This is a genomic window from Bacillus sp. AR4-2, from assembly GCF_008274865.1.
GTDB lineage: Bacteria > Bacillota > Bacilli > Bacillales > Bacillaceae_G > Bacillus_A > Bacillus_A cereus.
The window spans coordinates 5,021,399-5,043,768 of record NZ_CP031062.1 but is presented as its reverse complement, the minus strand read 5'-3'; the positions used below and the strand labels follow the sequence as shown (position 1 = coordinate 5,043,768).

The window sequence follows — 22,370 nt, the reverse complement described above, 5'->3', positions numbered from 1 at the left end:
TTATAGCAAGTTGTAAAGATAGATTTTAATAATTCTTGTTTCTGTCTCCCAACATATCGACATAGGAATTTGAAGTTTGCTATAATGATTAGAATAGTTGCATTATTTAGAAAAATTTAAAAATAATAATTACTGCAACTAGGACATATTGTTTACTATGTGAACTTGTTCTTAATTTAGGGGGGAGGGTTTCACAATGGCAAGTGTATATGAAAATAGTTATATGATCGTTTTGATTTTCTTGCTATTAGGTATATTGCTGCCGGTAGTGGCTCTTACATTAGGAAGGATGCTGCGCCCAAATAAACCAAGTGCAGCAAAGGCGACGACGTATGAGAGTGGAATTGAGCCTTTTCATGATGCAAATATTCGGTTTCATGCTCGTTATTATATTTTCGCTTTATTATTTGTGATCTTTGATGTAGAAACTTTATTTTTATATCCTTGGGCTGTTGCGTATGACAAGCTAGGTTTATTTGCATTAATTGAAATGCTCATCTTTGTTGTAATGTTGCTAGTTGGATTAGCGTATGCTTGGAAAAAGAAGGTGTTACAATGGTTATAAATTTTGAGGAATTACATCCAAATGAGCGAGCAGAATTAGAACGAAATATCTTTTTTTCTACATTGGAACAGTTGAAAGGATGGGCGAGGAGCAACTCTTTATGGCCGATGACATTCGGACTGGCATGCTGTGCAATTGAAATGATGGGGGTAGGCTCATCACATTACGATTTAGATCGATTTGGGTCATTTTTTCGAACTTCACCAAGGCAATCGGACGTCATGATTGTATCGGGAACAGTAACGAAGAAGATGGCTCCTATTGTTCGGCGTTTATATGATCAAATGCCCGAACCGAAATGGGTTATTGCGATGGGATCTTGTGCGACAGCAGGTGGTCCGTATGTAAATTCATATGCTGTTGTGAAAGGTGTAGACCAAATCGTACCAGTTGATGTGTATATTCCTGGTTGTCCCCCAAATCCAGCTGCTTTAATCTATGGAATTAATAAATTAAAAGAGAAAATTCGTTACGAGGCAAAGACCGGAAAGCAGGTGACGAATAAATGAGTAATCCAAATAAAGATTTAGAGGATCTGAAAAAAGAAGCAGCTAGGCGTGCGAAAGAAGAAGCGAGAAAACGCCTTGTAGCGAAACACGAGGCGGAAATAAGTGAACTTGAGGAGGAAGATCGAGAAAAAGAGAAAGCGCTACCAAAAAATGATGATATTACTATAGAAGAAGCAAAGCGACGTGGAGCAGCCGCAAAAGCAAAAGCGGCGGCGTTAGCGAAACAGAAAAGAGAAGGAACTGAAGAAGTAACGGAAGAAGAAAAAGCGAAAGCCAAGGCAAAGGCAGCAGCAGCCGCAAAAGCAAAAGCGGCGGCGTTAGCGAAACAGAAAAGAGAAGGGACAGAAGAAGTAACGGAAGAAGAAAAAGCGAAAGCCAAGGCGAAAGCAGCAGCAGCCGCAAAAGCAAAAGCGGCGGCGTTAGCGAAACAGAAAAGAGAAGGAACCGAAGAAGTAACGGAAGAAGAAAAAGCGAAAGCCAAGGCGAAGGCAGCAGCAGCTGCAAAGGCAAAAGCGGCGGCGTTAGCGAAACAGAAAAGAGAAGGAACCGAAGAAGTAACGGAAGAAGAAAAAGCGAAAGCCAAGGCGAAGGCAGCAGCAGCCGCAAAAGCAAAAGCGGCGGCATTAGCGAAGCAGAAAAGAGAAGGGACAGAAGAAGTAACGGAAGAAGAAAAAGCGAAAGCCAAGGCAAAAGCGGTGGCGGCGGCAAAGGCGAAAGCGGCAGCATTGGCGAAGCAGAAAGCCTCGCAAGGTGATGGGGATTCGGGAAATGAAAAGGCAAAGGCAATTGCAGCGGCAAAAGCGAAAGCAGCAGCGGCTGCAAGAGCGAAGACAAAGGGAGCTGAAGGTAAGAAAGAGGATGAGCCGAAGCAGGAAGAACCGTCCGTAAATCAGCCGTATTTAAATCAGTATGTTGAGGCTATTAGGGAGAAGTTAGGAGAGGGTGCATTAGTAGATTCCTACATTAATAAACTGTCAAAGGATGTGCCAACTCTTGTGGTGGATCCCGAAAAGTATTATGAAGTGATGGAGTCACTGCGATTCCATGAGGGACTTGCTTTTGATTATATGTCAGAGCTACATGCGACGGATTTTGTGACACATATGGAAGTGTATGTTCATTTGTTTTCATATGGCAAGAAACAATCGGTAGCAGTGAAGGTAAAGCTAGACCGGGAAGCGCCGCAAGTCGAATCTGTGACAGCGCTTTGGAAAGGAGCTGACTGGCCGGAGCGAGAAGCATACGATTTGCTCGGCATTGTATTTAAAGGGCATCCGAATTTAACGCGTATTTTAATGCCAGATGATTGGGTAGGATATCCGCTTAGAAAAGACTATGAACCGTATGATGTGGAGGTGTAGCTATGATCCGCACGGAAGAGATGCTTTTGAATGTAGGACCTCAGCATCCGAGTACACATGGTGTGTTCAGGCTCGTAATTAAGATTGACGGGGAAATTATTAAAGAAGCTACACCTGTTATTGGATATTTGCATCGCGGGACGGAAAAGATCGCTGAGAGCTTACAGTATACGCAAATTATCCCTTATACAGATCGAATGGACTATTTATCAGCCATGACGAATAATTACGTCATTTGCCATGCTGTAGAGACGATGATGGGGCTTGAAATTCCAGAGCGTGCCGAATACTTGCGAGTACTTGCGATGGAACTAGGAAGAATTGCGAGCCATCTCGTTTGGTGGGGGACGAATCTTCTTGATATAGGAGCGGTCAGCCCGTTTTTGTACGCGTTTCGTGAACGAGAGATGATTATAAATTTATTAAATGAATTATGCGGGGCACGGCTTACTTTTAACTATATGAGAGTTGGCGGTGTGAAGTGGGATGCGCCAGATGGTTGGATTGAAAAGGTGGAAGAGTTTGTTCCGTATATGAGGGAGCAATTAGCAGGTTATCATGATCTTGTTAGCGGTAATGAGATTTTCTTAAATCGTTTGAGAGGCGTTGGTATATATAGCGCGGAAGAAGCGATCTCGTATTCTTTAAGCGGAGCAAATCTGCGGTGCACTGGAGTAAACTGGGATCTTCGCAAAGATGAGCCGTATTCGATTTATGATCGTTTTGATTTTGATATTCCTGTTGGAAGCGTGGGAGATGCTTGGGATCGCTACGTTTGCCGAATGCAAGAAATCGAGGAGTCTTTAAAGATTGTTGAGCAAGCGGTTCAGCAGTTCCCGAAAGATGGAGCTGTGCTGGCAAAAGTACCGAAAATTATTAAGGCACCTAAGGGAGAAGCATTTGTACGTATCGAATCGCCGCGCGGAGAGATTGGTTGTTATATCGCAAGTGACGGAAAGAAAGAGCCGTACCGTTTGAAGTTTCGTAGGCCATCTTTTTATAACTTGCAAATTTTACCGAAGTTATTGAAAGGTGAAAACATCGCTAATTTAATTACGATTTTAGGTGGAGTTGATATTGTACTTGGGGAGGTTGATGGCTAATGATTGAGACGCTCTTACAATCACCTTCAAGCTGGACGAATTTCTTCATTTTTTTCGGATTAGCGGTACTTCTACTATTTGCAGTCCTTGGCTTCGTTACATATGGAATCTTGGCAGAACGGAAAGTGATGGGATTTATGCAAGGGCGGATTGGACCAAACCAGGTTGGAGGCCGATTCGGTTTACTGCAAACGGTAGCTGATGTTTTAAAACTATTATTGAAAGAAGATAGTATTCCGAAAGCAGCAGATAAACCGCTGTTTATATTAGCGCCTGTCATTGCATTTGCACCAGCATTTATGGTGCTTGCGGTTATCCCGTTCACTGATAAATTTCAATTTGCAGATATTGGAGTCGGGCTACTTTATTATATTGCTGTTTCCGGTATTACGACGATAGGTGTTGTAACTGGGGGATGGGCATCGAATAATAAATATTCCCTTTTAGGAGGGATGCGTGCGGCGGCGCAAATGATTTCTTATGAGATTCCGCTCGTAATGAGTGTAATTGGTATCGTTTTGCTAGCTGGTAGTCTGAATTTAAATGAGATTGTAGCGGCGCAGGAGAAGGTCTGGTACATTTTCGTACAGCCAATTGGCTTCGTCGTTTTCTTAATCGCAGCAGTTGCAGAGTTAAATAGGACGCCATTCGATTTGCCGGAAGCGGAGTCAGAACTTGTTTCTGGATATCATACGGAATACTCAGGTTTTCGCTGGGCGTTTTTCATGCTTTCAGAGTACGTATATTTCTTCGGGATGGCATCGTTAATTACAGTGCTCTTTTTAGGCGGATGGAATCCAGTCATGTTTCTTGGATTTATCCCAGGTGCCGTATGGTTTGCTTTGAAATTTAGCAGTGTAGTCTTTCTATTAATTTGGTTCCGCGTTACGTTCCCGCGTATAAGAGGTGACCAGTTAATGGAGTTTGGATGGAAAGTATTATTGCCGATTGCACTTGCAAATATTTTCTTAACGGCATTGATTAAGGAGTTATTCTTCTAATCTATGAGGGGGGTGCCAGTAAGAGATGAAAGGACTATTTAAAGGGTTAAAATATACATTAAGTAATTTGAGCAAGAAGAAGGTAACGTATGATTATCCAAATCAACCGTTGCCGTTGCCAGACCGTTTTCGGGGGATTCAAAAATTTTATCCGGAGAAATGTATTGTTTGTAATCAGTGCTCTAACATTTGTCCGACAGACTGTATTCAGTTAACAGGAAAGAAACATCCGGATCCTACGAAAAAAGGAAAAATTATCGACACGTATGATATTAATTTTGAAATTTGTATTCTTTGTGATTTATGTACAGAAGTTTGTCCGACAGAGGCAATTGTCATGACAAATAACTTTGAACTCGCGGAATATTCACGTGATGACTTATTTAAAAATTTGCAGTGGCTTGACGAAAACGACGAAAACGTCAGGAAGGAGAATAAGGCATGAATGGCGAGTTTGTAGCATTCTTTATACTATCCTTGTCTGCAATTATCGGCGGTGTTCTTATGTTGAACTTAACGAAAGTTATGCACATGATGCTAGCTCTCGTTCTGACATTTCTCAGCATTGCAGGTTTGTATTTTCTTTTGTCAGCCGAATTTATAGGCGTTGCACAAATTTTACTTTACTCTGGGGCAATCACAATTATTATGATTTTCGGCATTATGTTAACGAAACATAACGCGGAAAATGAATCGCGTCTTACTCTTCGAAAATGGATTATCTTCTTTGCAGTTGTAGCATTTGGAGCGGTTATGTATTTCGCTGTTAATAATGTTGATTTTGCAAATGAAAGCACACAAGGAAGTTTACCTCTCCATGAAAACAACACACTTCAAATCGGTACACTTCTCTATTCAAAATATATTATTCCATTTGAACTAACTTCAGTTATTTTACTTGTAGCACTCGTTGGCGCAATTATACTTGCGAAAAAGGACGAGAAAGAGGAGGATTCCAATGAGTAGCGTTCCAGCTTCTGCATATTTAACACTTGCGATTATTTTGTTTTGCATCGGTCTATTTGGAGCTTTAACAAAGCGGAATACAGTAATCGTATTAGTTTGTATCGAATTAATGCTGAATGCTGCCAATTTAAACTTAGTGGCGTTTAGTAAATTAGGCTTATTTCCGAATTTAACAGGTCAAATTTTCTCACTGTTTACGATGGTTGTAGCGGCAGCGGAAGCGGCGGTAGGACTCGCTATTTTAATTGCTTTATATCGTAATCGTACGACAGTTCAGGTGGATGAAATGGATACGCTCAAAGGATAGCATTGTGACCGAAAAAGGGGGAAGGAAACAATGATCGATTATGCATGGCTCATACCGCTTTTCCCACTCGTTTCGTTTTTGTTACTTATTATATTCGGGAAGAAAATTAGAGAAGGAAGCAGCGTACTTAGTATTTTTTTCGTCTTTCTCTCCTTTATACTTGCGGTACTTGTGTTAATAGAAAGGTTTTCAGAAGCAAGCGTGAAGCATAAGTGGGTGTGGCTTAGAGCTGGAGATGTGGATATATCATTCGGCTTTGAAGTGACTGCATTAGGAGCTTTAATGTTATTTATCGTGACGCTTGTGAGTCTACTTGTACATGTGTATTCGAAAGGTTATATGAAAGGTGATGAACGATTACCGACCTTTTACGCATATTTAGGACTCTTTACATTTGCGATGTTAGGGCTTGTTATATCAACGAATTTATTACAGCTTTATATATTTTGGGAATTAGTCGGCCTTGGCTCATTTTTACTTATCGGTTTTTATTTCTTTAAAGAAGAAGCGAAGGCTGCTGCAAAAAAGGCTTTTATTATGACCCGTATTGGGGATGTTGGTTTATTTATCGGGATGATTTTAATTTTTTGGTACGCAGGTAGTTTTGAATATGACGCAATATTTAGGGCGATTTATACAGGGGATCTACCTCCTTACATGATTACAATAACAGCGATATTAATTTTTATCGGGGCGATGGGGAAATCAGGGCAGTTCCCGCTTCATACGTGGTTGCCAGATGCAATGGAGGGGCCAACACCCGTTTCGGCACTTATTCACGCGGCGACGATGGTCGCAGCTGGCGTATATTTAGTAGCGACGATGTTCCCTCTATTTTCAGCAAGTACAGTGGCGATGCAGACAGTGGCAATCGTTGGAGCTTTCACTGCAATCTTTGCGGCCTCTATCGGTCTTGTGCAAACAGATATAAAGAGGGTGCTTGCTTATTCTACAGTTAGCCAGCTCGGGTATATGATGCTCGCGTTAGGTTCTGCCGGTTATGTAGCTGGTATATTCCATTTAACGACACATGCTTTTTTTAAAGCACTACTATTTTTGGCGGCAGGAAGTGTAATTCATGCTGTGCATACGCAAAACATTAATAAAATGGGCGGTTTACAGAAGAAGATGAAAGTAACTGGTACGCTATTTTTAATAGGTACCCTTGCCATTAGCGGTGTTCCGCTGCTTTCCGGTTTTTTCAGCAAAGATGAAATTTTAGCGGCGACGTGGATGAATGGCAATTACGTTTTATTTACTTTAGCGGTAATTGCGGCGTTTTTAACAGCGTTTTATATGTTCCGCCTTTACTTTCTTGTCTTTACTGGAGAAACGAAGACGAAGGAAGAAGTGCATGAATCGCCTCGCGTTATGACGTATCCAATGATTGTTCTCGGCGTTCTCGCAGTAGTGGCAGGATATATAAATACACCATGGTTTGGGACGTTTCTCGGAGATTGGTTGACGAAAGATGTAGGGTTTAAGGTTGAAGAAACGCATGGACCAGTTTGGATTATGATTGTTGCGACACTCGTTTCATTTGCGGGAATCGCTCTTGCATATTTCATATATAGGAAGAAATCAATTTCTGGGAATTGGGCTGGGGGTACGGAAACATCGCTTTATAATCTTTTGAAAGAAAAATATTATGTGGATGAACTATACAACATGACGGTGATCCCTATTACGAAAGGAATCGCTCATGTGCTTCGCTTATTTGAAGTGTATGTAGTCGAAGGAATTGCAGTTTTAATTGCAAGTGTAGTGAAAGGCACAAGTAATCTTGGATCGAAACTTCAAAACGGGAATGTACAAGTGTACGGTACTGTAACGGCGGTTTCGCTCGCTGTACTCGTCATTATTTTGCTCTATACGGGAGGGGATTTACGATGAATGATTTGTTGTTAACGTTCTTCATTTTTTCCCCGCTTTTAGGAATTTTATTGCTTGTATTAACACCGAAAAAGGAATTGCGTACAGTGCGAGCGCTTGGCTTATTTGGGACGGCACTTCCATTTGGAATCGCTATCGTCCTCGCTTGTACATATGCTTCTGGAAAGAATTTGTCACTATTCGATGAAAAGATGAAATGGATTAAGTTCGGCGATTTTACAGCGGTAGATAAAAGGTGGTTTTCTATTTATTACGAGCTCGGTATTGATGGTTTGTCGCTTGTCATGATGGTACTGACGGCTCTTCTAGCAACGCTTGCAGCAATTGCAGCCTTTTCTATTAAAAGAAATTTAAAAGCATTTTATATGCTGTTACTCATGCTAGAAATAGGAATGCTCGGCGTCTTTGCTGCTCAAAACTTAATGTTGTTTTTTATCTTCTTTGAAATTACGTTGCCACCAATGTTCTTATTAATTGGAAAGTGGGGAAAATTGTCGAGTGAAAAGGCTGCGTATAGTTATTTAATATATAACGGTATTGGCTCAGCTATTTTGCTCATTGTTTTCTCAATTTTGTTCGCGAAAACAGGTACAACAAATATTGTGGAGCTGAAAGAGATATTAAGAAGCGTAAACGCAGAGGGAGCACTCGTCATCCCAAGTAGTTTGCAGCTTAGTGTATTTATTGCCATAATGATTGCTTTTGCAATTAAACTACCTGTTTTTCCGTTGCACCGCTGGATGGTCAATGTACACATAGAAGCGCATCCAGCTGTAGTTATGCTTCATGCGGGTGTTTTGCTGAAGATTGGAGCGTACGGTATTATTCGCTTCGGGAAAGGGCTATTCCCAGAATATTTTCACGATGTTGCAACACTAATTGCGATATTAGGCGTAATTAATTTATTATACGGTGCCTTTTTAGCGCTCATCCAAACAGACTTTAGGAAAGTACTGGCTTACTCTAGTATTTCGCATATGGGAATTGTTTTAATGGGGCTCGCGGCACTTAATGCACCGGGGACACAAGGAGCGTTATTCCAAGTTGTATCACATGGTTTAATTGCAGCCTTGCTCTTCTTCCTACTGGGTGTTATAGAACAACGATTTGGAACTTCAGACATTACAGCGCTTGGTGGACTCGCAAAAAGTGTCCCAGTACTTAGCGGCTTCTTCTTAGCAGGAGGAATGGCATCGCTTGGATTACCAGGGATGTCTGGGTTTGTTAGTGAATTTCTTGCCTTTCTCGGTTTATTTCAAGGAGAGCCCGTCATTGCTGCAGTCGGTGTGATTGGCATCATTTTAACCGCTGTGTATGTATTAAGGGCGACACTTCAAGTGACATTTGGAAAGAAAGAGTGGGAAGCAAAATCTGATATACACGGATGGGAGTATGTCCCTGTTTTACTACTTATCTTTTGTATTATTGCAATTGGAGTTATGCCAGAGATACTAGGAGATCCGCTTCAAAATACATTGAAAACATTGGGGGTGAAGTAGGATGGATATGAATACGTTACTTAGCTTATCGTGGCATCTAATGGTGCCAGAATTTATTATTCTCGGCGCCGCCATCCTTCTTTCCATATGTGATTTGTTTTTTAAGCTGAACCATAGATATGTAGCTCTTGGTGCGATTGCTGCCATCGTATTAGCAATCGTGTCATTAATTACTCTATATAGCGAACCGGCAGGAGATATTTTAAATGGATCGTTTGTGTTAGATGGATTTTCAAAAGGGTTTAAAACGTTGCTATTAGGCGCCTCAGCCCTCATTTTATGCACCGCGATGAGCGATGATAAGAAGAATCCAATCGAAGATAAGGGCGAATATTATTACTTATTTTTAATGGCGCTTCTTGGTGCAATGTTCATGGCTTCTAGTGTTGATTTTATTACCCTTTTCGTTGGTTTGGAGTTACTTTCACTTTCTTCTTATATTTTAGTAGGAATACGAAAAAAGAGCCGTGCATCAAATGAAGCGGCAATGAAATATGTCATTAGCGGAGGAATTGGAACGGCGATTACGCTCTTCGGAATGAGTTATTTATACGGTATTACAGGTTCAACTAACATTGTAGATATGCAAAAGGTAATCACTGGGGAGCTCGCTAGTGGTATTCAGTTATTGTTAGCTCTCGCATTTCTTTTATTGCTAGTTGGTCTCTCATTTAAAATTGCCACAGTGCCGTTTCATATGTGGGCACCTGATGTGTATGAAGGAGCGACTACACCTGTTACTGCTTTTCTTGGAACGATTTCTAAAATTGCCGGGTTCCTACTCATTATTCGTTTGTTCCTTATGATCTTTGCAAGTGTATTAATACAAGGAGATATGCAATCTTTATATGGGCATATGAGTATATATATTGCGGTGCTAGCAAGTATTACGATGATTGTTGGGAATGTAGTCGCATTAAAACAATACAATATAAAGCGTTTATTTGCTTATTCGGGCATTGCTCATGCAGGATATTTACTCGTTCCACTTGTGGCATTATCACCATTTACGATGGATAGCATGTGGTTTTATATGCTGGCATACATGCTTATGAATATAGGGGCATTTGCTATCATCCACGGCTTAATCTTACAAAGTAATGAGGAAAATATAACAATTTTCACAGGTTTATATAAAAGGTCGCCATTTACAGCGATAATGATGACAATTTTTATTTTATCGTTGGCTGGGATACCAGGAACGGCTGGCTTCATTGGAAAGATTAATATCTTTTTAGGCGCACTTCATGTAGAGCCAGCACATTACGTACTAGCTTCGATTATGATGGGTACGACAGTTGTTTCATTCGTATATTATTTCCGTATTTTACAACAAATGTTTTTCCGCACCGGAGAGACAGAAGAGAGAATACGGTTACCGTTAAATATAAAGGTTGTTATGAGTCTTTGTGCAATTTCGATTGTAATACTAGGGATTATGCCGATGATTGGGTACAATTTCTTTTATGAATATTTTCCATTAATGAAAGATTTCTTCTTCTTAGGGAACGTGGTACAATAGTGAAAATAAAAGGTGTGGAGTCAGTACTCTGCGCTTTTTATTTTGTGTTAACTTGTAATGTAGATATACGTTTTTGGAAAGAAAATCACGATGTAAAATGTAAGATGTCTATGTGCATTTGAAAAAGTGTAGCTCCTACTTATTATGGTATCGTTTTTATATTCTTTCATAAGTAGTAGCTGAGTAAAAAGGGGTCGATTTTTTGGCACAACTTTTAGGGCAACAAGCACTGATTGCCATTGTTTCGCATTTATTGTTTATTACCATTACGTGGTGGGCCTTACAAGGCATTCACATTGAGCGTTTAATGAAGTCCGGAAAAGTGCTGCAGACGCGAGTATTACTCATCTTAATTACAATTGCAATTGGGACATCTGTAAGTAACTTTTTCCTTGATTATTTAGGCTATTCGAAGAGTTTAACGTATTTAGTAAAGTAAGTGTATAGAACCTCAAATCTCCGTTAACAATGGGGATAGGAGGGGATGAAATTGAAGCTTAAAGCCATTCTTATTGTTGCACTTAGTGTTGTTTTATTTTTGGTTGGATATAGAGAGATGAAACCGATAAGCGATGAACAGAAAATGGAGAGCATGATCAAGGCTTTAGAGAAAAATGATGCTAAAGTAAAAAAATGGTCATGGTTAGCGAGAGAAACAAAAACAATTTCTAACATACATACGTTTCAAAAGTTGTTAAACGATGTGAAGGAAAAGGCAAATATTCAAAAGTGGGAAGTAGAGCAATCTCCAGATGGATATAAAGCTACATCCTATAAAAAGCTTTCTTCTTATGAAGAACGAGTAGTAGTAACTTGGAGTAAAGAAAATACTAAAGAAAACACTTTCATTATCTTTGAAGTAAGTGGGGCGAAATGGGACCCGAAGTATGTTCAAAACATGAATAAAATTTTTAGTGAAAAACCTATAATTTACACTTGTGTTCAAGGTGTACTGAATGATAAGATTGAAGGTGTTTTGCAAAATAAAACCAATCAGGTTTTGAAAGATCTTTCAGCAAGAGCGATCGAACAAGTAGAAGAAAGAGCATTTGTGTCAGTCTCCGCATACAATAAAAAGTGGGATGACGCTCTTTCAACAAATAGAGAGAAAATAAATGTGCAAATAGCAATACGTTCTACAGACAACAAAGATACAATTGTGGTTGGCACACCGATCATAACTTCTGAGTATTGAGTGAATAGATACTGAAAAAAGGACACGGAGGGGAATAATTTGGAAAAGATCATCGTCCGTGGCGGAAAGCGGTTAAACGGCACAGTGCGTGTTGAGGGCGCAAAAAATGCTGTATTACCTATAATCGCTGCAGCCCTATTAGCGAGTGATGGAAAGAATGTACTATCTGAAGTACCAGTTTTGTCTGATGTATACACAATTAATGAGGTATTACGTCATTTAAATGCTGAAGTCGTATTTGAAAATAATCAAGTAACAATCGATTCTTCTAAAGAACTAAATATTGAAGCACCATTTGAATATGTACGTAAAATGCGTGCATCTGTTCAAGTAATGGGACCATTATTAGCACGTAACGGTCGTGCTCGTATTGCACTTCCTGGTGGATGTGCAATTGGTTCACGTCCAATTGACCAACATTTAAAAGGCTTCGAAGCAATGGGAGCAAAAGTACAGGTTGGTAACGGTTTTGTTGAGGCATATGTTGAGGGAGAACTAAAAGGAGCTAAAATCTACTTAGACTTCCCAAGCGTAGGCGCGACAGAAAACATTATGTCTGCAGCTACATTAGCAAAAGGGACAACAATTCTTGAAAACGCAGCGAAAGAACCAGAAATCGTTGACTTAGCTAACTTCTTAAATGCGATGGGAGCGAAAGTACGCGGAGCTGGAACTGGAACGATTCGTATCGAAGGCGTTGATAAATTATATGGTGCAAACCACTCTATTATTCCTGACCGTATTGAAGCGGGAACATTCATGGTTGCAGCAGCAATTACTGGTGGAGACATCTTAATTGAAAATGCTGTACCTGAACATTTACGCTCAATTACAGCGAAAATGGAAGAAATGGGTGTTAAAATTATTGAGGAAAACGAAGGTGTACGTGTTATCGGCCCAGATAAGTTAAAAGCGGTTGATATTAAAACTATGCCTCACCCAGGTTTCCCAACAGACATGCAATCACAAATGATGGCATTATTACTACAAGCTGATGGAACAAGCATGATTACAGAAACGGTATTCGAAAACCGCTTTATGCACGTTGAAGAATTCCGTCGTATGAATGCTGATATTAAAATTGAAGGTCGTTCTGTTATTATGAACGGTCCAAACAGCTTACAAGGTGCTGAAGTAGCAGCAACTGACTTACGTGCTGCAGCTGCATTAATCTTAGCTGGTTTAGTATCAGAAGGTTATACTCGTGTAACTGAGTTAAAACATCTTGACCGTGGCTATGTAAACTTCCATAAGAAATTAGCTGCATTAGGTGCAACTATTGAACGTGTAAACGAAAAAGTAGAAGAAGTGAAAGAACAAGAAGTTTCTGATCTTCACGCTTAATTGAAATAGTCTCTATGTCTTTTGACATAGGGGCTATTTTTTTGGGTTATTACTGTTATAGTCAATAAATTCTATACTTATGCACGTACCAGTAAAAATATTTAGAAAATTTCTGTTTTATGCTCTTCCCCTTAAGTATGTTCTAAAAGAAAGAGTTGTTCCATAAGAATGAATGGAGTAAAGCTTTTATATTGGGGGAAAATAGGATGAAATTTTCAAAGCCACTTTTTATTACAGTAGCGCTCTTAATAGCGCTCGTTATCATTGTACCTGCAGCCCTTGTTATTCCATTTGCGAAAGCAAAAGTAGGGGAAGAAACGGCCTCTAAAACTCCTCCAGCGATAGAAAGCATACCAGCTCCAGGAAAAGTAGATACAGCTGTTCAAGTTGCTGTATATCGCGAAAAACAAAAGAAGGTAGAAACATTACCAGTGGAGGAGTATGTGACAGGTGTAGTAGCTTCTGAGATGAATGCCAGTTTTGAAATAGAGGCACTAAAGGCGCAGGCATTAGCAGCGAGAACATTTGTAGTACAACGTATGCTAAGCGGAGGAAAGAAAAATAATGCGGACGTGACAGATACGGTGAAAGATCAAGTGTACAAAGGCAAAGATGAATTGAAGAAGCAATGGGGCAATAACTACGAAAATAATTTGAAGAAAATCGAAGAAGCCGTTTCGAAAACAGCAGGACAAGTTTTAACGTATGATGGAAAACCAATTTCAGCATCCTTCTTTTCAACGAGTAATGGTCGAACAGAAAATGCAGCTGACTATTGGGGAAATGATTATCCGTACTTGAAAAGTGTAGATAGTCCGTGGGATCAAGCCTCTCCAAAGTTTACGAGCGAGCAAACATTTACAGTAGCTGATTTTCAAAAACGTCTCGGTGTGAAAGTGCTAGCAGACGGGAAGGTTGGAAATATTAAAGACCTTACGGAAGGAAAGCGCGTAAAGGATGTAGCTTTTCAAGGAAAAACATTAACTGGAAAAGAAGTTCGTGAAAAGTTAGATTTACGTTCTTCTGATTTTACGTGGAAACAACAAGGAGATAAAATCATCGTTACAACGAAAGGCTTCGGTCACGGCGTTGGTATGAGTCAATACGGGGCGAACGGCATGGCAGCGGAAGGAAAGAAATATACAGATATCGTCGCTCATTACTATAAAGGCGTTGAAATAAAGACGATGAATGATTATGAAGGAAAACTGATGGTGAAGAAATAGGTGTCAGAACTCTGGCACCTATTTTTTTGTTTAAAATATCATAATTTTCCATTAACTGTTTGATATAATAGGATAAAAAGGCATTTGGGGGAAATGAAATGGCGTTACTAGAGTTGAAACAGTTAGGGAAGGCGAACCAGTTACCGGAAATGGAGCTAAAGGTTGAAAAAGGGCAATGTATTGTTTTGCAATGCAATAATCATACAGCTAAAGTGTTACACCGCATTATTATTGGTCAAGAAGAAGCTTCAACTGGCAACGTACTGTTTGAAGGGGAAGCAATTGGAAAGAAAAATTATTCCCGCATAGGCTTTTGTTTTTTGAAGGATGAAGCATATGATCGTTTGAAGGTGAAGGAATACTTTAAGTTTTTAATAGGGCTTTATGAATCAAAGATAAGTATAGAAGAAGTTGTGCAGTCTGTTGGTCTCCTAGATAAGCTAAACGTTAAAATAGAAAAACTATCATTTTCAGAGAAGCGTCGTCTTCATATTGGGCGAGTGATGATTCATAATCCGGATTTAATCATTTTGGAAGAACCGGAGCAAAATGTAGATATAGAGAGTACGGTTATTATTCGAAAAGCAATTATGAAAATGAAAGAACAAGGAAAGGCAATTTTTATTACGTCATCTTTCCTATCGGATGCCCTTTCGTTAACAGAGGATGTATACATATTAAACAACGATGGTGTGAAAAAAGTAGAAATTGAACAAGAGGAAGTGGAAGAAGTCGATGAAGAGAAGGTCGTTCAAATAATTCCGCAAATGAAGTTAGAAAGAATACCTGCGAAAGTGAACGATAAAATCATTTTACTTGATCCGATGGAAATCCATTTCATTGAAACACAAAACGGAGTGACACATATTCACGTTCGTGAAGGGGATTTCGTATGTACATTAACATTAAGCGAACTAGAAGCAAGGTTAACAGGTTTTGGTTTCTTTAGATGTCATCGCTCGTACCTTGTAAATTTACAAAGAGTGCGAGAAGTGATTACTTGGACTCGTAACAGTTTTAGTTTAATTTTGGATGACGAAAGAAAAAGTTCAATTCCGCTTTCAAAAGGACGCATGGATGAATTAAAAGGCGTGATTGGGCTATAAAAAGTGTTCCAATAAGCTCAACATGCGATTCATTCACCGGTAAAAATACTCCTTTTACCGGTATTTTAATGCGACTACCCTTTGTTTTTCATATGATTGAGTCAAGAAAAGTGAAACAAACGAACGAAAAGCGCTAAAGCGACTTTCATCTATAAAGAAGAAAAACAAAGGGGATGAAGAAATGACATTGGCAATTGAAATGAAAGATGTAATGAAAAGTTTCGACGGAAAAACGGCACTTCGAAATGTAAATATTGAGGTGAAGCGAGGAGAGATATTCGGATTCCTCGGACCGAGTGGATCTGGTAAGACGACAACAGTAAAAATTTTAACTTCTCAATTGCTTCATAGTATTGGAACAGTAAGAGTATTAGGGAAAGATATTACAGGACCAAGTAGCATCGATTATAAACGAATTGGTATTTTAACAGATAACAGCGGCTTATATGAAAGACTTAGCATTTATGATAACTTACTATTATTTTGTGACTTATACGATTGTAAAAAAGAACGAATCGATGAAGTACTAGCACAAGTGAATTTATTAGATGATAAAAAAACACCAGTAAAAAAATTATCAAAGGGAATGAAGCAGCGCGTCACACTAGCGAGAGCAATCCTTCATAAACCAGATATCCTCTTCTTAGATGAACCAACATCTGCACTTGATCCAGTAAACGTACAAAACATTCATAAAATCTTAAAAGACTTAAATGAAGAAGGAACGACGATTTTCTTAACGACTCACAACATGGATGAAGCAGAAACGCTTTGTAACCGTATTGCCTTCCTTTGTGGCGGAGAAATTGTAGCGCTTGATACGCCAGAGAACCTGCGCTTAAAATACGCTAAGGATCATATACAAGTCGTATTAAAGGATAAGCAAAAAGAAGTAGTGCAAAAAGATGAATTAGGTGCAAAACGTATTTCAGAATGGATGAACAAAGGAGAATTACTATCCATTCATTCACACGAACCAACTTTAGGCGATATTTTTATTGAAGTTACTGGGAGGGGATTATAATGACATTTTCAATGAGACGTGTATCAGCTATTTTTAGAAAAGAAGTACAAGATTTTAAGACAAATTCACAAGTGTTGTTAATGGCATTTTTACCAATTATACTTTCATTTTTGTTTAGCAGATTTGGAGTGGGAAAGGAAATGTTAGGTATTACTACTATAACGGCCTTCCTATTTGTCGCAGGCTTTGTTCAATCTATGGTAATTGCAGAAGAAAAAGAAAAACATACATTGCGTGTATTAATGCTATCACCGGCATCTTCGGTTGAAGTTCTACTTGGAAAGAGTTTATTAACATCGGGTCTGACGATGGTCATTTGTATTGCAAATTTATTCATTTTAGATCAGTTAAATATTAATCTTCCATTGGTAGGATTGATATTCTTATGCGGAACTATTTTGTTTATCGTACTTGGAACAATGATCGGATTACTTGCATCTTCTGTACCACAAACATCAATAATTGGAATGCCGATATTAATGACGATGTATTTGGCTGTACAGTTTGAGCCAATGGTTGAAAATAAAGTAATTAAGACGATGATTGGATATCTTCCAACATCTCATATTGTGAAAGCACTTAAAAGCTTAGTAGGTGGGGCGGGATTTAGTAGTATTAGTGGGCATGTATTAAATGTTGCAGTTTGGCTTATTATATCGCTCGTTGTATGTTTAATCGTATATAAAAAGAAACAATTAGACTAAAAACTGAGCCAAAACGCTCAGTTTTTTCTTTTTTCTATCATTTCCTCGGAAATTTTACAGTTCTTATACATATTTTTACAGATTTTGTCGAAAAGTAATTAGTTATACGTTGTATAGGATACGTGAATATTGTTCAAAATGATTGCTGAGGTGATGATGGAATGCGAGGAAGAAATAATAAAAAGTCGCAAAAGGTAGTACATTTATTTCAAAAAAGATGGGTGTTTCCGGCACTATACATTGCTTGTGCAGCGGTAATCTTAATGGTTGCGCTATGGTTCCAAGGAGCTAATCCGAAGAAGACTCCAAACCACGATCAAGCAACACCGTATACACAATCGGAAGATCCAGCAGTACCAGTAACGAAATCTTCAGAAGTAGTGAAAATGCCAGCTGCCGCGAATGCGGAAGTAGTCGTACAAAAGAAATTCTATGAAGATGCAGCAACTGAGGCGGAACAAGAAAAAGCACTTGTCTTTTATAACAACACATATTCCCCGAACAAAGGAATTGACATTGCTGCGAAGAATGGAAAAGAATTCAATGTTGCTGCTGCTTTAAGTGGTACAGTAACGAAAGCTGAAAAAGATTCACTTCTTGGTTATGTTGTAACAGTTGATAGTGGAAATGGTGTAGCGGTATCTTATCAAAGCTTAGGCAGTGTGAAAGTAGAAAAAGGTGCAAGAGTTGCACAAGGTGAAGTATTAGGAACATCCGGTCTAAGTGCAATGAATAAAGAGGCAGGTTCTCACGTTCACTTTGAAGTACGTAAAGACAATGTGGCTGTGAACCCTGAACGTTACTTAAATAAATCAGTAACAGAAATTAAAGCTGATGCAGGTGCTGCAAAGGCTACGAATGCTTCTGGTAAAAAAGCTGATGACAAATCTCAAAAAGAAGAGAAGTCAACGAGCACGAAACCTGAAAGTAAAACAGAAGACAAGTCTCAAAAAGAAGAGAAATCAACAAGCGGTTCAACTAGTGACAAAAAAGAAGAACCGAAGAAAGAAGAAAAATCAACAAATGGTTCTACAGAATCATCTAACGATTCTTCTTCACAAGAATAAGAAAGTGAAAAAATCAGTTCCCACTAGGGGAGCTGATTTTTTTATTTTTATATAAAAATACTCAATTTCGAGAAAAAAGTTGCAAAAACAAGGAAAAATGACGAGATTCTCGAATATATATTACAAAAGGGAGGGGATACTGTGTCATTTTTATTTGTTCTGTCGACTGCTATTATTTTATTGTTTGTTTTATTCACCTTATATTATTATATTGCCGGTAAGAAAGAGGTTCCCCACCATCAATTATTAGAAGAAGAGTTTGAAAGAGAAGAATGACGCCTTACATATAAGGTGTCATTTTTTTCGCCAAAATAGTCACTGTTAACGTATTTCTCACAAAAAAACGTAATTTTTCTTAACTTAGTCCGCAAAAATAGTGAACATGTAGCATATATCAGTAGTGCGGGCAATACAATGGTATAAACCAAAGCAAAGAGAGTGTTTGAGGTGAGAAATCGTGAATCATTTCATTATAAATCCAAGAATGTTTAACGCTTACAAACAGCACTCACACTTACTTCTTAGTCGTATGCAGCGAGGCTCATTTCACCCTTCTCACATCCAAATTAGGGAGGCGAGTGGTGTGCACGATTACATCAAAGAGAGAACTATCAAGATTGGTAAGTATATCGTGGAGACAAGAAAGACAGTGCGTGTCATTGCAAAGGAATTTGGGGTATCAAAGAGTACAGTCCATAAAGATTTAACAGAACGTCTACCAGAAATTAATCCAGAGCTCGCAAATGAAGTGAAAGAAATTCTTGATTATCATAAGTCTATTCGTCATTTAAGAGGTGGAGAAGCAACAAAGCAAAAGTATAGAAAAGAAGATGTAGAGAAGCCTGTACGTCAATAATGTTACAGTAGCAAACATTCCGTTCACATTCGGTAATATTTTTCAGAAGAATTCTTTTTGCGAATATTACGTTTCTGTTAAATTTATGATAAAATCAGAAATTAGGTGAAAAGAATTCGGGTGTAACCTGATTTTGAATATCGAGGAGGAAAAAACGGGAATGTTTGCGCGAGATATCGGAATTGACCTAGGTACGGCTAACGTATTAATTCATGTTAAAGGTAAGGGTATTGTATTAAATGAGCCATCTGTTGTGGCAATTGATCGTAATAGTGGTAAAGTATTAGCAGTAGGTGAAGAAGCAAGAAGTATGGTGGGACGTACGCCGGGTAATATTGTAGCAATTCGTCCACTTAAAGATGGTGTAATCGCAGATTTCGAAATTACAGAAGCAATGTTAAAGTATTTCATTAACAAATTGGACGTAAAGAGCTTCTTTTCAAAACCTCGTATTTTAATTTGTTGTCCAACAAATATTACATCAGTAGAACAAAAAGCAATTCGTGAAGCTGCTGAACGTTCAGGTGGTAAAACAGTATTTTTAGAAGAAGAACCAAAAGTAGCCGCAGTTGGTGCTGGTATGGAAATCTTCCAACCAAGCGGTAACATGGTTGTTGATATTGGTGGAGGTACAACAGATATCGCTGTACTATCTATGGGTGATATTGTTACCTCTTCCTCTATCAAAATGGCTGGCGATAAGTTTGATATGGAGATCTTAAACTATATTAAACGTAAGTATAAGCTATTAATCGGAGAACGTACTTCAGAAGATATTAAAATTAAAGTTGGTACAGTATTCCCAGGTGCACGTAGCGAAGAACTTGAAATTCGCGGACGTGACATGGTAACAGGCTTACCACGTACAATTACAGTATGCTCTGAAGAAATTACAGAAGCATTAAAAGAAAATGCAGCTGTTATTGTACAAGCTGCAAAAGGCGTATTAGAGCGCACACCACCAGAACTATCTGCAGATATCATCGACCGCGGTGTTATTCTAACAGGCGGTGGAGCTTTACTACACGGTATCGACATGCTTCTAGCAGAAGAACTAAAAGTACCAGTATTAATTGCTGAAAATCCAATGCACTGCGTTGCGGTTGGTACAGGCATTATGTTAGAGAATATCGACAGATTACCAAAGCGTGCTTTGAGATAATTTGAAAGAACTAAGGCTGACGCCTTAGTTCTTTTTTTCGTTTTTGTATTTTTTTATTTTGTTTTTTTGCGAAAATGGAAGGAAAATAGAGAAATGTGAAGGAAACAGGTAAAATATTCATATATATGGTTAAATTTAATATTTCCTTAATTGAAAACGTTTATAATATAATGAGTCGAATACGACATTAAGGCAAATAATGTTTCAATACATATTGCCTTTCCCTAATTTTGGCATGCACTCCTTTCCACCTCCGTGTCAGTTGCAAAAATGTGCAACTATTTTAATGGAATAGAGTGTGTGCATTTTTTTTTGGAAGTTGTGCTAAATATAAAATGTTACTTTGTAATGACAAACAATAAACAAAATGGGATAATAGCAATATGTCCAAGTGGTAAGACCAATATTACAAAAGGGGCGATTGTTACATGCTAAATATAGAACAAATTAAAGAAATCATTCCTCACCGCTATCCATTTTTACTTGTTGATAAAATATTAGAAGTAGATGAAGGAAAAAGAGCGGTTGGAATTAAAAATGTATCCGCAAACGAAGAATTCTTTAACGGACACTTCCCTGACTATGCAGTTATGCCTGGTGTACTTATTGTAGAAGCATTAGCACAAGTCGGAGCAGTTGCAGTATTAAAGAAAGAAGAAAACCGCGGAAGACTTGCTTTCTTTGCAGGTATCGACAATTGCCGTTTCAAAAAACAAGTACGCCCAGGTGATCAGCTTCGTCTAGAAGTAGAAATGACACGCGTACGCGGCCAAATTGGAAAAGGAAAAGCAATCGCAACAGTAGATGGTGAAGTTGCATGTGAGGCAGAAATTACATTTGCGATTGGTGATAAAAAAGAATAGATAGTACTAAAAAAATCTCCTTGTGAAAAGACAAGGAGATTTTTTAATTTCTGCTATATAACGATGGGATGATAATATACAAAATAATCAGAAAACACCTTGTAAATAGATGGTAATTACCATATACTTACTTTATTGTTTATCTAGAAAACAGGATAAGTGATAAAGGTAATAAAGAAATAAGGGCATTGTCATATTGTTAAGGTACTTAAATAAGACAAAGTAGAATGTTATTGATTATGATGAAATGTGGGGAAATCAGCAAGAATATTAATTAGACGTATGAAATCGAGCATAAGAGAGAGAAAAGGGAAATGTCGCATTTCACAAAAGGAGATTATGAATATGTTCGGGAGAAAGAAAAGAAAACCATTACGACAATTAATTACACATAAAGAGCCTAAATCGCGTATTACAGAACAATACCGTAACATTCGTACAAACATTGAGTTTACATCTGTAGATAATCATGTTCGTTCTATTATTGTTACTTCAGCCGATCCAGGTGATGGGAAAACAACAACAATCTCAAACTTAGCAGTTGTTTTCGGACAACAAGGAAAGAAAGTTTTATTAATTGGAGCTGACTTGCGTAAGCCGACGATACAAAACTTATTTGCTATTCATAGTTCAAATGGGTTAACGAACTTATTATCAGGACAAGCGAAACTTATGCAATGCATTCAAAAAACAGATATAGAGAACGTATACTTAATGGCAGCGGGTCCAATTCCGCCAAACCCAGCAGAACTATTAGGGAGCCGGGCAATGGACGAGACGTTGCTCGAAGCATATAACATGTTTGATATTATATTAATCGACACACCACCTGTCCTTGCGGTTACAGATGCACAAATACTAGCGAATAAATGTGATGGAATCGTACTCGTTGTACGAAGTGAAAAGACAGAAAGAGATAAAATCATAAAAGCGAAACAAATATTAGATAAAGCATCAGGAAAAATACTTGGAGTTGTTTTAAACGATAAAAGAGAAGAAAAAGAGCAGTATGGTTATTACTAAAATATGAAAAGGCCAACAAAAATTTGTTGGCTTTTTTTGATTTCTGAAAATTGTTTATCAAGTTATACATTGTA

General features: G+C 38.4%; 24 protein-coding genes. All 24 read left to right on the top strand.

All coding sequences use genetic code 11. The annotated features are described in order from the left end of the window. Positions 1-196: 196 nt before the first annotated feature. A complete protein-coding gene (gene nuoA / locus DN399_RS26145) occupies positions 197-565 on the top strand; it encodes an NADH-quinone oxidoreductase subunit NuoA (RefSeq protein WP_000179273.1) in 369 nt (122 codons plus the stop codon). After that, positions 556-1,074, top strand: a complete 519-nt coding sequence (gene nuoB / locus DN399_RS26140) for an NADH-quinone oxidoreductase subunit NuoB (protein WP_000236331.1) — start codon at positions 556-558, stop codon at positions 1,072-1,074. The genes nuoA and nuoB overlap by 10 nt, the downstream gene beginning before the upstream one ends. Further along, entirely contained in the window at positions 1,071-2,435 is a 1,365-nt protein-coding gene (locus DN399_RS26135; protein WP_149150082.1) for an NADH-quinone oxidoreductase subunit C, read from the top strand. The genes nuoB and DN399_RS26135 overlap by 4 nt, the downstream gene beginning before the upstream one ends. A 2-nt stretch (positions 2,436-2,437) precedes the next feature. Next, on the top strand, positions 2,438-3,538 hold the full coding sequence (gene nuoD / locus DN399_RS26130; protein WP_149150081.1) for an NADH-quinone oxidoreductase subunit NuoD: 1,101 nt from the start codon (positions 2,438-2,440) through the stop codon (positions 3,536-3,538). Next, positions 3,538-4,539 carry an NADH-quinone oxidoreductase subunit NuoH gene (gene nuoH / locus DN399_RS26125; protein ID WP_000573426.1) on the top strand — a complete coding sequence of 334 codons (1,002 nt, stop codon included), beginning with the start codon at positions 3,538-3,540 and terminating at the stop codon, positions 4,537-4,539. Before nuoD ends, nuoH begins: the two co-directional genes overlap by 1 nt. Before the next feature lie 25 nt (positions 4,540-4,564). After that, complete coding sequence (gene nuoI, locus DN399_RS26120) at positions 4,565-4,984, top strand: NADH-quinone oxidoreductase subunit NuoI (RefSeq protein ID WP_000677191.1); 420 nt, start codon at positions 4,565-4,567, stop codon at positions 4,982-4,984. After that, the gene (locus DN399_RS26115) at positions 4,981-5,505 is read left to right on the top strand and encodes an NADH-quinone oxidoreductase subunit J (protein ID WP_001012812.1); all 525 of its coding nucleotides are present in this window, start codon (positions 4,981-4,983) and stop codon (positions 5,503-5,505) included. Before nuoI ends, DN399_RS26115 begins: the two co-directional genes overlap by 4 nt. After that, complete coding sequence (gene nuoK / locus DN399_RS26110) at positions 5,498-5,812, top strand: NADH-quinone oxidoreductase subunit NuoK (RefSeq protein ID WP_098223495.1); 315 nt, start codon at positions 5,498-5,500, stop codon at positions 5,810-5,812. Before DN399_RS26115 ends, nuoK begins: the two co-directional genes overlap by 8 nt. Before the next feature lie 30 nt (positions 5,813-5,842). Beyond that, on the top strand, positions 5,843-7,705 hold the full coding sequence (nuoL, locus tag DN399_RS26105) for an NADH-quinone oxidoreductase subunit L (RefSeq protein WP_149150080.1): 1,863 nt from the start codon (positions 5,843-5,845) through the stop codon (positions 7,703-7,705). Then, positions 7,702-9,204, top strand: coding sequence for an NADH-quinone oxidoreductase subunit M (locus tag DN399_RS26100; protein WP_016123878.1), 1,503 nt, complete (start codon positions 7,702-7,704; stop codon positions 9,202-9,204). Before nuoL ends, DN399_RS26100 begins: the two co-directional genes overlap by 4 nt. A gap of 7 nt (positions 9,205-9,211) precedes the next feature. Further along, the gene (gene nuoN, locus DN399_RS26095) at positions 9,212-10,726 is read left to right on the top strand and encodes an NADH-quinone oxidoreductase subunit NuoN (protein WP_349237039.1); all 1,515 of its coding nucleotides are present in this window, start codon (positions 9,212-9,214) and stop codon (positions 10,724-10,726) included. Positions 10,727-10,928: 202 nt separating this feature from the next. Continuing rightward, positions 10,929-11,165 carry a DUF1146 family protein gene (locus tag DN399_RS26090; RefSeq protein ID WP_000057889.1) on the top strand — a complete coding sequence of 79 codons (237 nt, stop codon included), beginning with the start codon at positions 10,929-10,931 and terminating at the stop codon, positions 11,163-11,165. Between the two features lie 51 nt (positions 11,166-11,216). Further along, a complete protein-coding gene (locus DN399_RS26085) occupies positions 11,217-11,921 on the top strand; it encodes a YwmB family TATA-box binding protein (protein ID WP_481747787.1) in 705 nt (234 codons plus the stop codon). 39 nt (positions 11,922-11,960) lie between these two features. Then, positions 11,961-13,265 carry a UDP-N-acetylglucosamine 1-carboxyvinyltransferase gene (gene murA / locus DN399_RS26080; protein ID WP_000411274.1) on the top strand — a complete coding sequence of 435 codons (1,305 nt, stop codon included), beginning with the start codon at positions 11,961-11,963 and terminating at the stop codon, positions 13,263-13,265. Between the two features lie 206 nt (positions 13,266-13,471). Next, the gene (spoIID, locus tag DN399_RS26075; RefSeq protein WP_000672659.1) at positions 13,472-14,491 is read left to right on the top strand and encodes a stage II sporulation protein D; all 1,020 of its coding nucleotides are present in this window, start codon (positions 13,472-13,474) and stop codon (positions 14,489-14,491) included. A gap of 98 nt (positions 14,492-14,589) precedes the next feature. Next, on the top strand, positions 14,590-15,597 hold the full coding sequence (locus tag DN399_RS26070) for a LytTR family transcriptional regulator DNA-binding domain-containing protein (protein WP_149150077.1): 1,008 nt from the start codon (positions 14,590-14,592) through the stop codon (positions 15,595-15,597). A gap of 181 nt (positions 15,598-15,778) precedes the next feature. After that, entirely contained in the window at positions 15,779-16,621 is an 843-nt protein-coding gene (locus DN399_RS26065) for an ABC transporter ATP-binding protein (protein ID WP_149150076.1), read from the top strand. After that, positions 16,621-17,325, top strand: a complete 705-nt coding sequence (locus tag DN399_RS26060; RefSeq protein ID WP_000144450.1) for an ABC transporter permease — start codon at positions 16,621-16,623, stop codon at positions 17,323-17,325. Before DN399_RS26065 ends, DN399_RS26060 begins: the two co-directional genes overlap by 1 nt. A 161-nt stretch (positions 17,326-17,486) precedes the next feature. Then, positions 17,487-18,392 carry a stage II sporulation protein SpoIIQ gene (gene spoIIQ / locus DN399_RS26055; protein WP_001214926.1) on the top strand — a complete coding sequence of 302 codons (906 nt, stop codon included), beginning with the start codon at positions 17,487-17,489 and terminating at the stop codon, positions 18,390-18,392. Positions 18,393-18,533: 141 nt separating this feature from the next. Continuing rightward, positions 18,534-18,668: a hypothetical protein gene (locus DN399_RS26050; protein ID WP_000008901.1), complete on the top strand. Its 135-nt coding sequence runs from the start codon at positions 18,534-18,536 to the stop codon at positions 18,666-18,668. A gap of 307 nt (positions 18,669-18,975) precedes the next feature. Further along, positions 18,976-19,248 carry a sporulation transcriptional regulator SpoIIID gene (gene spoIIID, locus DN399_RS26045; protein WP_000544012.1) on the top strand — a complete coding sequence of 91 codons (273 nt, stop codon included), beginning with the start codon at positions 18,976-18,978 and terminating at the stop codon, positions 19,246-19,248. A 160-nt stretch (positions 19,249-19,408) separates the two neighbouring features. After that, entirely contained in the window at positions 19,409-20,410 is a 1,002-nt protein-coding gene (mreB, locus tag DN399_RS26040; RefSeq protein WP_000457978.1) for a rod shape-determining protein, read from the top strand. Between the two features lie 428 nt (positions 20,411-20,838). Next, positions 20,839-21,273 (top strand): 3-hydroxyacyl-ACP dehydratase FabZ, encoded by a 435-nt coding sequence (gene fabZ / locus DN399_RS26035; RefSeq protein ID WP_149150075.1) that lies wholly within the window; start codon positions 20,839-20,841, stop codon positions 21,271-21,273. 345 nt (positions 21,274-21,618) lie between these two features. Further along, complete coding sequence (locus DN399_RS26030; RefSeq protein WP_149150074.1) at positions 21,619-22,296, top strand: CpsD/CapB family tyrosine-protein kinase; 678 nt, start codon at positions 21,619-21,621, stop codon at positions 22,294-22,296. Positions 22,297-22,370: the final 74 nt, after the last annotated feature.

Excerpts from the sequence above, each read along its gene's own strand:
- DN399_RS26115 (WP_001012812.1), top strand. The coding sequence starts at position 4,981 with ATGAATGGCGAGTTTGTAGCATTCTTTATACTATCCTTGTCTGCAATT.
- DN399_RS26070 (WP_149150077.1), top strand. The coding sequence starts at position 14,590 with ATGGCGTTACTAGAGTTGAAACAGTTAGGGAAGGCGAACCAGTTACCG.
- DN399_RS26065 (WP_149150076.1), top strand. The coding sequence starts at position 15,779 with ATGACATTGGCAATTGAAATGAAAGATGTAATGAAAAGTTTCGACGGA.
- fabZ (WP_149150075.1), top strand. The coding sequence starts at position 20,839 with ATGCTAAATATAGAACAAATTAAAGAAATCATTCCTCACCGCTATCCA.
- spoIID (WP_000672659.1), top strand. The coding sequence starts at position 13,472 with ATGAAATTTTCAAAGCCACTTTTTATTACAGTAGCGCTCTTAATAGCG.
- nuoD (WP_149150081.1), top strand. The coding sequence starts at position 2,438 with ATGATCCGCACGGAAGAGATGCTTTTGAATGTAGGACCTCAGCATCCG.
- nuoN (WP_349237039.1), top strand. The coding sequence starts at position 9,212 with ATGAATACGTTACTTAGCTTATCGTGGCATCTAATGGTGCCAGAATTT.
- DN399_RS26060 (WP_000144450.1), top strand. The coding sequence starts at position 16,621 with ATGACATTTTCAATGAGACGTGTATCAGCTATTTTTAGAAAAGAAGTA.
- DN399_RS26030 (WP_149150074.1), top strand. The coding sequence starts at position 21,619 with ATGTTCGGGAGAAAGAAAAGAAAACCATTACGACAATTAATTACACAT.
- nuoI (WP_000677191.1), top strand. The coding sequence starts at position 4,565 with ATGAAAGGACTATTTAAAGGGTTAAAATATACATTAAGTAATTTGAGC.
- nuoB (WP_000236331.1), top strand. The coding sequence starts at position 556 with ATGGTTATAAATTTTGAGGAATTACATCCAAATGAGCGAGCAGAATTA.
- spoIIQ (WP_001214926.1), top strand. The coding sequence starts at position 17,487 with ATGCGAGGAAGAAATAATAAAAAGTCGCAAAAGGTAGTACATTTATTT.
- DN399_RS26100 (WP_016123878.1), top strand. The coding sequence starts at position 7,702 with ATGAATGATTTGTTGTTAACGTTCTTCATTTTTTCCCCGCTTTTAGGA.
- mreB (WP_000457978.1), top strand. The coding sequence starts at position 19,409 with ATGTTTGCGCGAGATATCGGAATTGACCTAGGTACGGCTAACGTATTA.
- nuoH (WP_000573426.1), top strand. The coding sequence starts at position 3,538 with ATGATTGAGACGCTCTTACAATCACCTTCAAGCTGGACGAATTTCTTC.
- nuoA (WP_000179273.1), top strand. The coding sequence starts at position 197 with ATGGCAAGTGTATATGAAAATAGTTATATGATCGTTTTGATTTTCTTG.
- nuoK (WP_098223495.1), top strand. The coding sequence starts at position 5,498 with ATGAGTAGCGTTCCAGCTTCTGCATATTTAACACTTGCGATTATTTTG.
- DN399_RS26135 (WP_149150082.1), top strand. The coding sequence starts at position 1,071 with ATGAGTAATCCAAATAAAGATTTAGAGGATCTGAAAAAAGAAGCAGCT.
- nuoL (WP_149150080.1), top strand. The coding sequence starts at position 5,843 with ATGATCGATTATGCATGGCTCATACCGCTTTTCCCACTCGTTTCGTTT.